Here is a 14,097-nt window from a genome sequence, read left to right as displayed (position 1 = left end):
ATCCGTTTGAAATGAATGATTTTTAAACAGGACTGGCCGTTGTGATTATAAAATGGGCCGCTTTTACCAGTTACGTTGAAACACGCGGACGTTCAGCCTCACCATGGCGATAATGGCGCTGGACAGCAGGCGCAGCCCGGTGGGCAGATCGCGCCGGCGCACGTCCAGCAGCAAAACGGTGCGCACCTGGTCGCTATCGTTCCAGACTTCATGCTCAAAAGTATCGTCCCACAGTAAAAACTCGCCTTCGTTCAGGCGATATTCCCGGCCGGCGATTTTAAGCACTGCGGCGGGAGCGCCGTCGGCGCGTTTGGGCATCGAGAGCACCAGATAACCGCGCAGGATCCCCCTGAATGGGCCGCGATGCGGCGGCACCTGTTTCCCGGGGGCCAGAAAAGATAAAGAGGCGGAAAGCACGTCCGGCGAACGGGCAATCAGCGCAGCCAACTGCGGGCAACGCGCCAGGTTGCGGCGGATTGGCTGGCCATACGCTTGCATCACGAACATTCGCCAGTCACGGGCATCGTTGGCGGAAATGGAGGCTTGCTCTTGCATAATCTCGTGGAAACGCGGGATGTGCTGCAGGTTGTGCGCCACATTCAGCGCTTCTTCACGTATCTGCCGCCAGTTTTCCGTGAAGCGCTGTGCGGCAGGGAATAACTCTGCGCTGTTAAGCACCGGCGGGCTGCTGATGCGGCTGTCGTAAAGATGGCGTAACCCGGCGACGGCCCGATCGTAAATTATTGACATGGTGGCCCCAAGATGTGGATTGAATATCTTATATCTTCACCAAGTCTAGTCGGTGATTGAAATCAGGGCAGTTTTCCGGCCTGGTGGCGTTTATCGCTAATGTTTCTTGATAGGGGGCTGTTGATAAAAACACGTAATAAAAATGTGATGAATGTCGCATTTGTAATCATGCTTGGCTAAAATACCGCATTGACTGCACCCACCCGCTCTGGACCTTGTTAAAAATGGAAGAAGAATCCCGCGTTTCGCGCTCGACCGCCTGGATGCGCGTTCTTGTGCTTGCCGTATCCGCATTTATTTTCAATACCACGGAATTTATCCCGGTGGGCTTATTGAGTGATATCGCCCGCAGCTTCGATATGCAAACGGAGCAGGTGGGGTTGATGATCACCATCTACGCCTGGATTGTGGCCGCGTTCTCTTTGGTTTGCATGCTGCTGACCAGCAAGATTGAACGGCGCAAGCTGCTGATCGGGGTATTTATTTTGTTTATCGCCAGCCATGTGCTGACCGCCGTGGCGTGGAGTTTTACCACGCTGATCGTGAGCCGCGCCGGCGTGGCGTTGGCGCACTCGGTGTTCTGGTCTATCACCGCCTCGCTGGCGATTCGTGTGGCGCCGGCGGGCAAAAAAGCGCATGCGCTGAGCATGCTGGCGGGCGGTACGGCGCTGGCCATGGTGCTTGGCCTGCCGCTGGGGCGTATCGTCGGGCAACTGCTGGGGTGGCGCATGACGTTCATTGGTATCGCAGTGGCGGCTACCGCCGCGTTGCTGATGCTGTGGCGCCTGCTGCCGGTGCTCAAGAGCGAACACTCCGGCTCCCTGGCCAGCGTCCCGATGCTGTTTAAGCGCCCGGAGCTGGTTGGCCTGTATATGATGACCGTGGTGGTGATTACCGCGCACTTCACCGCGTATAGCTATATTGAGCCGTTTATTCAGGATGTGGCCCATCTGTCTGATAATTTCACCACCCTGATGCTGTTGCTGTTCGGCGCATTCGGCATCATCGGCAGCGTGTTGTTCAGCCGCTTTAGCGAGCGCTTTCCATCCGGTTTTTTCATTGGCGCTATTGCGTTGCTGGCGATAAGCCTGCTGTTGCTGTTACCGGCTTCCTACAGTGAATCCACCATGACCATGCTGTGTGCCGTCTGGGGGGTTGCCATCATGTCGATTGGCTTGTCGATGCAGGCCAAGGTGCTGAACCAGGCACCGGATGCCACCGACGTGGCGACCTCTATCTATTCCGGCTTGTACAATCTGGGCATCGGCGGCGGGGCGCTGTTGGGGAACCAGGTGAGCCTGCACCTGGGGATGTCGAACGTCGGCTTTGTGGGCGCGCCGCTGGCGCTGATTGCGCTGGGCTGGTGCCTGTTGCACTTTTACCGCAGTGAACGGTTGCAGCACAACCAAGTCTAATCACTCCGCCCGCTATCACCTCGGTGAAGCGGGCTTCTTCATATGGCTAGCCGAAATAGGCCGCCAATTGCCGCAGCGTTTGCTCATCCAGTGTGCCGGCGTAGTAGCGTAACTGTAGCCAGGCGCTTAGCCAGGCGTAACGGGCCTCGGCCAGATCGCGCCGGGTGCTGTAAAGCTGCTGTTCGGCATTCAAAACATCCAGATTGACCCGTTCGCCGCCGCTCACGCTTTTTCGCGTCGCCAACACCAGCGCTTGCGCGGCACGTTCCGCCAACTGATACGCTTTGATTTTGGCCTGGCTGCTGGTCACCAGATTAAACTGGCGACGCAATTCCAATTGTACTGTCAGTATCTGTTCGTCTTTTTCTTTCGCCGCCTGCTGATAGCGTTCGCCGGCCTGCCGCGTGGCCGCCGATACGCCGCCGCCGGCAAACAGCGGCACGCTGATTTGCACGCCGATTGAGCGGGTGTCGTATTTTTGGTTATAACTGCTTTCACTGTCTGAGCTGCTTTTGCGCGCGTTGGCGACCAGCGTAACACGCGGCAGGTGGCCGGCCCGGCTGCGTTCAATTTCATAACGAGATACCGCCAACGACTGGCTGAGCGCCAGCAGTTGCGCATTGTGGTGCAGAGCCAGATTTTGCCAGTGGCCGAAGTTGGCCGGCTGCAACGGGCGCGGAGCGAACCGGGCGTCAAGCGGCGCCAGCTGTGCGGCGGCGATCGGCGCACCAAGCAGTTTCGCCAGTTCCTGTTCACTCAGGTTGAGGTTATCCTGCGCTTCGATCAACTGCGCGTCGGCCAGGTTCAGCCTGGCTTCGGTTTCCAGTATGTCGGTGCGCGTGCCTTCCCCCTGTTCGAATAGCCGCTGGTTGAGCCGATATTGCTCCCGGTAGGCTCGCCGTTGCGCCTGAACCAGCGCGATTTCTTCCTGGCTGAACAGCACGTTGCTATAGGCCTGAAACAACCGCACCAGCAGTTGTTGGCCGGCATCGCGCAACTGCTCGTTGCCCATCTGCGCTGAAGCGCCGCCCTGCTGATAGCGTGACCAGGCTTCATAATCCAGCAGCGGTTGCTGGAACGAAAGCGTCGAAGCGTGGCTGTTATAGTTGCGATCGCTGCGTAATTCGCCGCTGGTGACGGTGGAATCGTTGTGCGAATGGCTATAGTCGTAATTGATTTTCGGCAAAAGCGCGGCGCGGCCGATATTTTTCTCTTCCGCTTCGGCGTTGCGTGCATGGATGGCGGCCTGGAAAACGGGATCGTGGCTTAGCGCCTGCCGCCAGGCTTCGACCAATCCCAGCGCCTGGCCCGGGGCGCTGTAGCCCAGCGTAAGGCACCATAACAGCAGACGAACGCGCTGGGTAAATGAACGTCCGGGGCGAACGGCAACGCGCATAGTTAATCCTCCGATAAAGCGATATGCAAGCGATCGAACAGCGGTTTAAACAGATAATTCAGCAGTGAACGCTCACCGGTTCGAACAAAAGCCTCGACCGGCATGCCAGGGCGGATATGCAGACCGGATAGCTGGCGCTTGCCCTGTTCGTCGACGTTGATGCGCAGCGGGTAGTAGGGGAGGTTGGTTTGGGGATCGGTGAGCTGGTCGGCGCCCACCAGTGCGACGCGCCCGGTTACGCGCGGTGTGGTGCTTTGATTAAACGCGGAAAACATCAGTTCAACCGGCAAGTCGGGCGCGATCCGGTCGACTAACTCAATAGGGAGTTGCGCCTCGACCTGCAACGGTTGCCCCTGCGGCACGATCTCCATCAACGTTTGCCCATTGCCGACCACGCCGCCTTCGGTGTGCAATGTCAGGCCAACCACGTTGCCGCTGGCCGGCGCGGTGATGCGCGTGTTTTGCAGCTCATATTCTGCGGCCGCAAGACGCTGAGCGAGATCCTGAATGCTGAGCTGGGCCTCGCTCAACTGGGTGCGCACTTCTTTTTGGTACTCCTCCTGCCGCTGCAGCATTTTCTGTTCCAGCTCGGCGATCTGCTGCCCAATCTGCGCCAGCGTGCCGTTCTGTTGGGCAAGATCGCCGTGCAGTTGGGCCGCCTGGCGCTCCGTCTCCAACAGCCGGTTACGCGGGATGTAGCCTTCCGCGGCCAGTGGCCGCAGGTTGCGGAGCTGTTCGCCAAGCAGCCGGGACTGCAGGGTGTAGCTTGCTAACAGCGCGCGCGTTCCTTGCTGCTGGGCGTGGTTACCGTCGATGGCGGCCCGCATGGCGGCGATCTCCTGGCGCAGCGCCGCGCGGCGGCTGAGAAACAACTGCTGTTGCCCCAGTTGGATCTGCTGCATGGTTAAGGCAGGGAATTCATCGCCGGGTAGTGTGGTGAACAGCGCCGGATCGGGCATGGGCAGTTGCGGCAGCGCATCCCGTTCGGCCTGCAGACGCGCCGCGCGCAGTTGGGCTTCCAATAATTGAATGCGTAGATTGTCGCGCTGGGTTTTGGCCGGCGTGACGTCCAGCTCGGCCAGCACCTGCCCCCGCTGCACGCTGTCCCCTTCGCGGACATATAAATGAGCGACGCGCCCGGCGGCGGCGGGCTGCACCACTTTACGGTTGTCCGTGACGATCACCTTGCCGGAAACCGCGACGCCTTTATCCAGCGGCGCCAGGCCAGCCCACAGCAGCATACCGCCGAACCCCAGCAGCACCAGTATCAGGCCGTATTTGAGATAGCGCCCGGAGTCGGTGTGTAGCGGCAACACGGTGGGCTCTGGCGCGGGGCCGGCCGCGGAGGATGCCGGCGGGTGGTTAACATGGGGCGGTGCTGACTCAGGGTGAAGAGACATGCGGTTCCTCGTGCAATAAGGGGATTCCGTGGTGCCACGTGCCGTGAAGGTAGCGTGGCCGCGAAATGCCCACAAATAGTGAAAATTAACGTTCGGGCGCAGCCTGGCGTGGCCCTTTGGCGTTATAGACCATGCTCAGGCCAGGAGAGAACGCCCCGGCGGCGGGCGGCGGTTTGCGTTTCGTCATCTGCTGTTGCAGTTTTTCCGCCGGGCCGAAGAAACTGACTTGCCCGTCACGCAGCGCCAGCAGCTTATTGGCACAGCTAAGCAAAGCCGGTTTGTGGGTTATCAGGATCTGGGTGGCGCCCTGTTCCTTTAGCTGTGCGATCGCCGCCAGCAGCGCTTTTTCGCCTTCCTCATCCAGGCTGGCGTTGGGTTCGTCCAGCACCGTCAGCTTCGGCTGGCCGTAGACGGCCCGCGCCAGCGCGACCCGCTGCTTTTGCCCGCCGGACAGGCCGCTGCCGTTTTCGCCCAACGGTGTGTCGTAACCCTGGGGCAGGCGGAGGATCAGATCGTGCACGCCGGCCAGGCGGGCTGCGGCGACCACCTGTTCGGCATCCGGCTGGCTGAAGCGGGCGATGTTTTCGGCGATAGTCCCGGCTAACAATTGCACATCCTGCGGCAGATAGCCGATGAAACGGCCGAGATCGCCTTTGTCCCATTGGTGCATGTCGGCGCCATCGAGCCGCACCTTGCCACTGAGCGCCGGTTGCGCGGCTACCAACAGGCGTGCCAGCGTCGATTTGCCGGAACCGGATGGGCCGATAACGCCCAGTACGTCCCCTGGCTCAAGGGCGAAGGAGATATTGCGCAGCACTGGCGTGCGGGCATGGGGCGGGGCAGCGTTGATCTGCTCAACCAGCAAGCGCCCCAGTGGTTCAGGCAGTTGCATACCGGGCGTGCGCTCGGGATAGGCGGCCAGCAGCACGCTGATTCGCTGCCAGGCCAGCCGTGCCTGCGACCATTGTTTCCACACCCCGATGAGTTGATCGATAGGGCTCAGCACCCGGCCGACCAAAATCGAACCGGCGATCATCATGCCGGGTGTGATTTCGCCCGCCACGGCCAGCAGGGCGCCAAGGCCCAGCATCAGCGATTGCAGCGCCAGCCGCAGCGATTTGGTCAGAGCCGTCACGGTGGCGCTCTTTTCGCTGGCCAAATTTTGTTGTTGCAGGAAGCGCACATGCTGGCCCAGCCAACGGGCGCGCAGGTCAGGCAACATGCCCATCGCTTCGATGGCGTCGGCGTGGCGCAGATTGGCGTTGGCCTGTTGCGTGGCCTGAATGGCGATGCGCCCGGCCTGTTCCAGCGGTTCCCGCGTCAGGCGCTGGTTGAGCCAGGCCAGCAGGATCAGCACCGCAGCGCCGGCCAGCGCCATCACGCCCAGCCACGGATGCAGCAGGAAGATCACCAGCAGATAAACCGGGAACCACGGGGCGTCGAAAAAGGCGAACAGCGCGTTGCCGGTGGCGAACTGGCGCAGCGCGGTCAGATCGTTCAGCGCCTGCCCGGCGCGCGCCGGCTGCCCTTGCAACTGGCTGGCGAACGCGGCGTTGTACACTCGCTGGTTCAGCCGCATATCCATTTGGGTGCCCAGGCGGATCACCACCGCGCTGCGTACCCATTCCAGCAGCCCCATCAGCGCGAACAGGCCGAGCGCCATTGCCGTCAGCATGCCCAGCGTCATCGTGTTGCCGGAAGACAGCACGCGATCGTAAACCTGTAGCATGTAGATGGCTGGCGTCAGCATCAGCAGGTTGATCACCGCGCTGAACAGGCCTACGCCCCAGAACGCCTGGCGGTAAGCCGCCAGCGCGCCGAGAATTTCGTGGCGCGGCGAGGGGGAGGGCGGAGGAGAAAAACGTGTTTCCTTGCCGCTTGCAATACGCATAGGCCATCCATCTTGCAGGTTGCCGCTGGCGCACTGCGCCATGCCGCAACCGGTTGTCTGTTAAGCGCATCCGTTACACCTTGCGTTATTGCGGGTAATAACGGCAGCGATTACACTGAAACGCCGCCGCGGCCCGGTCACGTTGCGGACGCGGCGGCGTAGTGCCGGGCGGCTAAAAGCGGACACTTTTAGCCGCTTTTCTTAGGCAGCCAGCAGTTCATCCGTAACTTCGGCTACGCCGACCGTCGCGGCGGTGGCGGCCGAACCATAGGCGGTGATTTCCGCTTCAGTGATGGTGAGATCGCCGTCGAGATCCAGATCCTGGAAGGCGACATCAAAGGCTGATGAAGCGTTGAGGCCGCTGAAAATACCTTCTAATGCATCAATCAGCGGATCAACCGTGCCGGTCATCAGGCCGTATATGGATTGATGAACAACACCGTCGCTTCCTGTGCTGGAGAGATTCAGCCCGTTAAAAGTGACCTGCGGTTCCTGAACGACGAACTCACTGGTACTGCCGCCGGCCAGGCCATCGCCAAAGGTCAACGAGTCTAGCGATCCCGACAGAACATGATTGGTGAAGTTGTAACTTAATTGCCCCTCGGCGAGAAACGCAGAAATCTGGTTATCCGGGCTTACCAGGGCATACTGCGTGCCGCTGAACTGATCGGCGCCGCCGTAGAAGCCGCCGGAGTTACTCGGCGTCACGTTGCCGTTGGTATGGTTGGCGTCGCCAAACGTCGCCAACCATTCGTCTGTCAGGTATGAACTAATATCGAGATCGGAATAATCAGCACTGTAGGTAATAGAAAAGCTCATAAGGTATTCCTCTTGTGTGATATTAATTCGGGTGAAGTAAAGTCATTCCTTTTTCACCCGCTGGTGACGATGCGGAAGGTATTACCGCATAATCATTTCCTGCTATTTTCCCTAAGCCGGGAAATGGCAAGCTTTTAAAATTCATAGGTGATCCCCCCCTGAACGGTTCTGCCGCGCCCAAGGGTATAAGACAGCGCATCGCCGTAGCTGACGATATAAGCGCGGTTGGTGATATTTTCTATCGAACCGTTGATTCTCAGGTTATGGGTTAACTGATAGCTGGCGTAAAGATCAAACAACGTATATTTCGGCCAGTCGGCAACATAAAACTGACCTGTAGTTCCCGTGTCATTTATAACGGAATGATCTTGATAGCCCTTGTTGTAGCGGATGGTTACGCCGAAATCCAGTTTGCGCTCAAACGCACGCCCACCGAGTGTCAGGCTGGCGCGATCGCTCGGCAGATAGGCTGCAGAACCAAAAACCGCACCGGTGTTACACTGTACAAAATTATTCCAGTCATCAAGCGGCACGGCATAGTAGTTTCTACTGCTGCCGGCATAGCTAATCACGCCACCCATCCATGCCTGTTTTGAGCAGAAATCATTTTTCCCAATCATGTGGGTATAGGTTAGATCGGCATAGAATACCCCAGCGTCGTAGTTAAGCTGGTATTCCAGCCCGCGGAAACGGGTTTTGGACAGGTTATTGACATAGGCGGCGTTACCGGTGGAAGGGGAAAATAATCCCGGCGTGACGCGTGCTAACTCCATATTAATGTAGTTGCTGACCTTCGTATCAAAATAGGCGACCTTGGCCACCAACCGATCTGTATCGGTAATCAGGTTGTCGGCTTTGATATTAAACCCGGTTTCCCAAGTGCGGGAACGTTCTGCCTGAAGAAACGGGTTGGGGTATTGCACGGATGAGGAGTGCGCGCTGCCGGTCGTCAGCGTTTCAGTGATCGCAGGCGGCCGGTAAGACATGCCGTAGCTGCCATACAGCTCTAGCCAGTCGACGCCCGGTTTGATGGCGATGGCCGCCGTGGGGGAAAACTTCCCATGCTCATCATCGATGTCATAGGTATGCGTTTTGGCAACGCTGCATCGCGCTGCGGAACGCTCGGTGCAGGGGTTATCGACCGTCCAGGGGAAATCAAAAGACGTAAAACCGGTGGAACCGCGCAGATGGTAACGGTCATAGCGCATCCCCCCCTGTAGGGTGAGCCAGTCATTATAATCGTACTCCAGGTTGGCGAACAGGCTGGCCACGCTGCGGTTGCCATTCGGCGTTACACCGTTCATGGAATCGAGAGTGGAATCGCTGGTTGCCTTATCGTAAAACAGATCCAGCCCGTAGTTGGCCGTTAATTCATGGCCCGCGGTGGGATAGAAGCGGGAGGTATTTTGCGCCTGCAAACCATAGGTGCGTAGCCGGGTGTTCGTTGAGTACGCATCGTTGGCTGTGGTACTGGAGGCGTAGGTGTCGGAATCGTCCTTGGTGTCGACGTAATACAGTTTGGCCTTGAAGTCCAGCCAGTCCTGATCGTCCGGCTTCAGGCTGTAGTCCAGCCCGCTGCTGCGCGACATCACTTCGCTGAAACCGCTTTGTGTCCAGCCCAGGTTCGGGTAGCCGACGCTAGTGATTATGCTGGGGTTGGGCGTGGAGGTCTGGGTTTGCAGGTAAGAGAGCTCAAGCCGCTGGTTGGCGGGCAGGTTCCAGCCGATTTTCGCCAGCCGTGAACGCATCGTGTAGTTGGAATCAAGAACCTTGGCGTTTTTCAGGGAGTCTTGAGCTGCTTGAGTCGCTTCCGGTGTATATTGAGAAGTACGAATATCCCCGATATCGCCTTTGTTGCCTGGCCAGTAGTCGCCTAAATGGCGCTCGCTGGCGCCTACCAGAATATCGCCGGTTTCGCTGCCCAGCGCCAGAATGCCGCTGCCGATAAATTGCGTGCCGTTGTCACCGGTACTGGCATGCAGCCTGCCGCCGATCTCTTTGGTCGGCGGGAAGATAAAATCGCTGGCGCTAACGGTGTTGAAGGTGGCGATGCCGCCGAAGGCGCCGGCGCCGCCCATGCCGCTGGTGGCGCCTTTTTCGATGGTTACGCCGGAGAGCAATTCAGAGTCGATGTACATCTGGCCGTTGCGCTGGCCGTGGCCGCTTTTCTGAAAGTTCTGCCGCATGCCGTCGATGTTCATGTTGACGCGGCCATAGTCCTGAATGCCGCGAATATTGACCGACAGCGCCGGATCCTGCTGGCTAACGCTGGAGTAGACGCCGGCGGATTGTTCCAGCATATCGGCGGCATGGCGCGCCGGGCGGTTGTCCATTTGTTCGCGGGAGATCACGCTGATGGCGCGTGGCTGATCGTAGATCCAGTCGCCTTCATGTTCGATACGCGCGGCTTTGATGATGATCGTCTGCTCCGCTGCACCCTTATTGGCCCGTTTGGATAAGGTAATTTGGCCGGTGGCGCTAATCTGGTAGTCCACCGGGTTGTTGCCGATCAACCGCCGCAGCGCCTGATTGACGGGGTAACGCCCTTGTAGCGGAGTGGCTTGCATACCGTCCAGCAGGCCGGATGTCGGCAACAGGATTTGCAGGCCGGCCTGCTCGGCGAAGCGCAACAGCGCACTGTTGAGCGGCTGTGCGGGAATGGTGAACTCGGCCTGTTGCTCGCCGTGCGTTGTGGCCGCTGTGGGTTGTTCGGCCCTGGCATAAGAAAACGGGACAAGTGTGCTGAACGCTATCCCGATAGCCAGCGCAAGCCGGCTGATTGTTAGTGTAATTTGCTGTGATGTCTGCATTTTATGCGCGCTCTTGGTAAAAAGGCCCATTAACCGCCTGCGGGTAAAAAATCACCCGCGAAGGTCTAAACTTTCAATCTGCGAATGATAATAAAAATCATTCCACAGTTACCAAGACGAAGATAATGACAAAAACCGTAAAAGAATTTTACTGGTCGGATGAGATGGTAAGAGCAATGCGGTGAATGCGGCAGGCTGCGGCGAGATAACTTACCGCATATTGTGGTTGCATCTCCGATCGGGCGTGCGCCGGATAATGGTGGGGAGATGCGCACCGCGTGCCTAAAGGCGCAGGCAACGACCGCCAGCGGCGCTCGTTGCCTAATACAGCACGATAAGCCCCGGCAGCGTCAGTTGCCTGGCGCCCAGTTCGTGGCTAATGGCGGCCAGGGCGTTATCCAGATCGCCGAGGGCAAACACACCGCTGATTTGGCGTTGCTGCAAGCGTGCGCCGCGGACGATCACTTTGCCGCGATGATAACGGTTGATCCGCGCGATAACCTCCGCCAGCGGTTGTTGATGAAAGATCAACAGCCCGCGCCGCCAGTCGCCGGCGTCGTGGCTATTCCAGCCGGCGATCCGTTTCAACCCCTGATGCGCGTCGTATGTGGCGGCCTGCTGTTCCTGTAGAACCAGCGATTGCGCCCCGGCCGCCACTTGCACGCTGTGTTGCGCCACCCCGACGGTGGTGGCGCTATCGTCGTACTGCACCATAAACTGCGTGCCGAGCGCCTGGGTTACGCCGTTATCGGCTGCCACCCGAAAGGGGCGCGGTTCGCTTGGCGAGAGTGGCACCACGGTGAACCAGGCGTTGCCGCGCAGCAGCCTGACGCGGCGTTCAGCGCCGCTATACTCAAGGGCGACGGCTGTGTCGCTGTCCATATCAACCTGGCTGCCGTCTGGCAGGCGAAGGTGGCGGATTTGCCCGCTGGCGGTGCGGTAATCGGCGTGGATGTCCACCCAGGCGCCCGGCCCCCACAGCACGCCGGCGCAGAGCGCCAACAGCGCACAGGCAGCGATGCTCCAGCGCACCGGGGCGCGGCGCGGCCGAGGGGCGGCGGCGGCCCGCAGCTGGTTTTGCTGCTCGCCGTTGAGCGCACCCAGCGCTTGCCACAGTGCCTGAGCCTGCTCCAGCGCGGGGTGATGGCGCGGATCCTGTGCCAACCAGTGTTGCAGCGCCTGTTGCTGCGCGGCGTCTGGGCTGGCTTCGGTCAATTTTAGCGCCCATGCGGCGGCCTGTTGCCTGATTTCTGTGGGATAGTCGTTCATCATGTATAGGCTTGGTGAAATAAGGGTCTCTTATTATGTTGACGTCTGGGAACGGAAAAACCGTAAAATTTATGCAATTAATTTAAATGACGCGCAGCATCGCCGCCAGCGCACTGGCGAGATGCTTTTCTACCGTACTGACGGAAATGTTCAGTTGCCGGGCAACCTGCTGCTGTGTGAGGTGCTCCAACCGGTGCAGCAAAAATATCTGCTGCGTGCGTTCGGGCAACTGCGCCAGCACCTGCGCCAGCAGCGCCAACTGTTGCTGGTTAATGGCCATTTGCTCCATCTGCGGCCGGCGATCGGGCAGGGTGTCCAGCGCCGCTTCGCCGTCGTTGGCCGGCGGCTGCATTTGCCAACGCGCTTGATAGCGTTGGTGATCCAGCACCAGGTTATTGGCGGTTTTAAACAAATAGGCCTTTTTATCGCTGATATCCTCGTTTTGTTCCAGCCGTTGCGCCAGGCGCAAAAAGCATTCCTGTAGCAGATCGGCGGCCAGATGAGGATCGCGAACTTTACGCGTCAAATATCGTTGTAGTGCCTGCGAATAATGACTGAAAAGGTGTTTTAGATCCGTCTCCGACATCTTTACGCCCTGCCAGACCGGGGTCTGACGCTAGAAGTGGGTTTAAATGATAATTATTATCATAAAAGACCGGGCCGATAAATGGGTGGGCACAGCTATCGCTTGTTGTTGGTAGTGCGGGGCGTTGGCGCACGGCCGGCAGCCGTGCGCCTTGCGCTTAACGGAATGGGGGTTCGTTGAAGGTACGCAGCTTGCGTGAGTGCAGGCGCTCGCCCTCGGCGCGCAGCAGATCGATCGCACAGATACCGATCTGCAAGTGTTCGGAGATCGCGCCTTCATAGAAGCGGTTGGCCTGGCCGGGGAGTTTTATTTCACCGTGCAACGGCTTGTCGGAAACGCACAGCAGCGTGCCGTAGGGCACCCGGAAGCGGTAGCCCTGGGCGGCAATGGTGGCGCTTTCCATATCCACCGCCACGGCGCGGCTTAGGTTAAAACGCAGCGCTGAAGCGGAGTAGCGCAGTTCCCAGTTGCGATCGTCAGTGGTGACCACCGTGCCGGTGCGCAGCCGCTGTTTGACCTCTTCGCCCGGCATGCCGCTGATGGCTTTGGTGGCGTCGTACAGCGCACGCTGCACCTCGGCGATGCTCGGGATTGGGATATCCGGCGGCAGAACCGAATCCAGTACGTGATCGTCACGCAGATAGGCGTGCGCCAACACATAGTCGCCAATCGTTTGGCTTTCGCGCAGGCCGCCGCAGTGGCCGATCATCAGCCAGGCGCTGGGGCGCAGCACCGCCAGGTGATCGCAGATGGTTTTGGCATTGGACGGGCCGACGCCAATGTTGATCAGCGTGATCCCCTGGCCGTTGGCGGCGATCAGGTGATAAGCCGGCATCTGGTGGTTTTTCCACGCCAGATCGGATACCGCCTGTTCGGGGGCGGCGGTGTCCGCCGTAATCAGGTTGCCGCCGGCGCAGGACAGCGCCTGGTAAGGGCTGGCCGGATCGGCGATCTGGCTGCAGGCCCAGCGCACAAACTCATCCACATAGCGCGTGTAGTTGGTAAACAGCACGAACGGTTGGAAATGTTCGGCCGGCGTGCCGGTGTAGTGGCGCAGCCTTGCCAGTGAAAAGTCACTGCGCAGCGCGTCGAAATGCGAAAGCGGGAACGGGCCGGTGGGGTGCAATAGGCCATCGGCGGTTTCATCGCCAATCTGCGCCAGTTCGGTGGTGGGGAAATGCTGTGCCAGCCCGGCGCTCATTGAGCGATCCAGGCTCAGGTTGGAACCGTCGATAACGTAGGGGAACGGGATCTCCAACTGTGAAGGCACCACCTCAATCGTGGCGGCGTATTCGTCTTGCAGCATGGCCAACTGTTCCGCCAGATAATGGCGGAACAGCTCTGGCCGGGTAATGGTGGTGGTATAACTGCCGGGGTGGGTGAAACGGCCATAGGCACGGGTTTTCTTTTGGCTGGGGGAGGTACCGTCCCAGCTCACCCGCAGCTCTGGATAAACGAACAATCCTGCGCGCCGTGCCTGTTCATCGGGCAATGTGCCGTGGCTGATAAATTCCCCAATGGCCGCACGGAGCGCTTTTACCGAAGCGTTGTACATCGCCTCCAGTTTATCGAGCGCCTGCGCCACAGTGAGGTGACTGCCGGATAGGCTGTTGTTCATGTTTTCTCCTGTTTATCCTTTTTGTCCTGAATCAGTGCCAGGCTAACTTAGGCGATATTTCGCACGATCTATTGTGGGTGATCGCTTAGATAGTATGTCATGGCTCCGGGCTAAGGAAAGGCATGAATAGCACACCGTTGCCG

Annotated in this window: 10 protein-coding genes; 1 reads left to right on the top strand and 9 read right to left on the bottom strand. The window is 59.1% G+C overall.

The genetic code is table 11. The features are described 5' to 3' along the window. Nucleotides 1-63: 63 nt before the first annotated feature. Nucleotides 64-750: an aspartyl/asparaginyl beta-hydroxylase domain-containing protein gene (locus ABFX35_RS10670; RefSeq protein WP_279028807.1), complete on the bottom strand. Its 687-nt coding sequence runs from the start codon at nt 748-750 to the stop codon at nt 64-66. A 224-nt stretch (nt 751-974) separates the two neighbouring features. Between ABFX35_RS10670 and ABFX35_RS10665 the strand changes: the two genes are divergently transcribed. Further along, nucleotides 975-2,165, top strand: coding sequence for a sugar transporter (locus tag ABFX35_RS10665; protein ID WP_279028805.1), 1,191 nt, complete (start codon nt 975-977; stop codon nt 2,163-2,165). Nucleotides 2,166-2,211: 46 nt separating this feature from the next. Here the strand turns inward: ABFX35_RS10665 and ABFX35_RS10660 are convergent, their stop codons facing one another. From ABFX35_RS10660 to ABFX35_RS10625, 8 genes are all read right to left on the bottom strand, one after another. Next, the gene (locus ABFX35_RS10660; protein ID WP_279028803.1) at nt 2,212-3,561 is read right to left on the bottom strand and encodes a TolC family outer membrane protein; all 1,350 of its coding nucleotides are present in this window, start codon (nt 3,559-3,561) and stop codon (nt 2,212-2,214) included. A gap of 2 nt (nt 3,562-3,563) precedes the next feature. Beyond that, on the bottom strand, nt 3,564-4,961 hold the full coding sequence (locus ABFX35_RS10655; RefSeq protein ID WP_346080777.1) for an HlyD family type I secretion periplasmic adaptor subunit: 1,398 nt from the start codon (nt 4,959-4,961) through the stop codon (nt 3,564-3,566). Nucleotides 4,962-5,046: 85 nt separating this feature from the next. Beyond that, nucleotides 5,047-6,852 carry a type I secretion system permease/ATPase gene (locus ABFX35_RS10650; protein ID WP_346080775.1) on the bottom strand — a complete coding sequence of 602 codons (1,806 nt, stop codon included), beginning with the start codon at nt 6,850-6,852 and terminating at the stop codon, nt 5,047-5,049. A gap of 201 nt (nt 6,853-7,053) precedes the next feature. Then, nucleotides 7,054-7,671, bottom strand: coding sequence for a heme acquisition protein HasA (locus ABFX35_RS10645; RefSeq protein WP_095848200.1), 618 nt, complete (start codon nt 7,669-7,671; stop codon nt 7,054-7,056). A gap of 134 nt (nt 7,672-7,805) precedes the next feature. Next, nucleotides 7,806-10,481: a TonB-dependent receptor gene (locus ABFX35_RS10640; protein WP_346080773.1), complete on the bottom strand. Its 2,676-nt coding sequence runs from the start codon at nt 10,479-10,481 to the stop codon at nt 7,806-7,808. A 321-nt stretch (nt 10,482-10,802) separates the two neighbouring features. Continuing rightward, nucleotides 10,803-11,753 (bottom strand): FecR family protein, encoded by a 951-nt coding sequence (locus ABFX35_RS10635; RefSeq protein WP_279028586.1) that lies wholly within the window; start codon nt 11,751-11,753, stop codon nt 10,803-10,805. 79 nt (nt 11,754-11,832) lie between these two features. Then, complete coding sequence (locus tag ABFX35_RS10630; RefSeq protein ID WP_095848202.1) at nt 11,833-12,336, bottom strand: RNA polymerase sigma factor; 504 nt, start codon at nt 12,334-12,336, stop codon at nt 11,833-11,835. Between the two features lie 157 nt (nt 12,337-12,493). Beyond that, the gene (locus ABFX35_RS10625) at nt 12,494-13,954 is read right to left on the bottom strand and encodes an AMP nucleosidase (RefSeq protein WP_279028583.1); all 1,461 of its coding nucleotides are present in this window, start codon (nt 13,952-13,954) and stop codon (nt 12,494-12,496) included. Nucleotides 13,955-14,097: the final 143 nt, after the last annotated feature.

The sequence above is a fragment of the Gibbsiella dentisursi genome (assembly GCF_039539505.1).
Taxonomy (GTDB): domain Bacteria; phylum Pseudomonadota; class Gammaproteobacteria; order Enterobacterales; family Enterobacteriaceae; genus Gibbsiella; species Gibbsiella quercinecans.
Note: the sequence above shows the minus strand (reverse complement) of the source record. Positions and strands in the feature narration are given on the sequence as shown.

Bases quoted from the DNA above. Each gene is read 5' to 3' on its own strand.
- ABFX35_RS10655 (WP_346080777.1), bottom strand. From the start codon at position 4,961: ATGTCTCTTCACCCTGAGTCAGCACCGCCCCATGTTAACCACCCGCCG.
- ABFX35_RS10630 (WP_095848202.1), bottom strand. From the start codon at position 12,336: ATGTCGGAGACGGATCTAAAACACCTTTTCAGTCATTATTCGCAGGCA.
- ABFX35_RS10665 (WP_279028805.1), top strand. From the start codon at position 975: ATGGAAGAAGAATCCCGCGTTTCGCGCTCGACCGCCTGGATGCGCGTT.
- ABFX35_RS10660 (WP_279028803.1), bottom strand. From the start codon at position 3,561: ATGCGCGTTGCCGTTCGCCCCGGACGTTCATTTACCCAGCGCGTTCGT.
- ABFX35_RS10650 (WP_346080775.1), bottom strand. From the start codon at position 6,852: ATGCGTATTGCAAGCGGCAAGGAAACACGTTTTTCTCCTCCGCCCTCC.
- ABFX35_RS10670 (WP_279028807.1), bottom strand. From the start codon at position 750: ATGTCAATAATTTACGATCGGGCCGTCGCCGGGTTACGCCATCTTTAC.
- ABFX35_RS10640 (WP_346080773.1), bottom strand. From the start codon at position 10,481: ATGCAGACATCACAGCAAATTACACTAACAATCAGCCGGCTTGCGCTG.
- ABFX35_RS10635 (WP_279028586.1), bottom strand. From the start codon at position 11,753: ATGATGAACGACTATCCCACAGAAATCAGGCAACAGGCCGCCGCATGG.
- ABFX35_RS10625 (WP_279028583.1), bottom strand. From the start codon at position 13,954: ATGAACAACAGCCTATCCGGCAGTCACCTCACTGTGGCGCAGGCGCTC.
- ABFX35_RS10645 (WP_095848200.1), bottom strand. From the start codon at position 7,671: ATGAGCTTTTCTATTACCTACAGTGCTGATTATTCCGATCTCGATATT.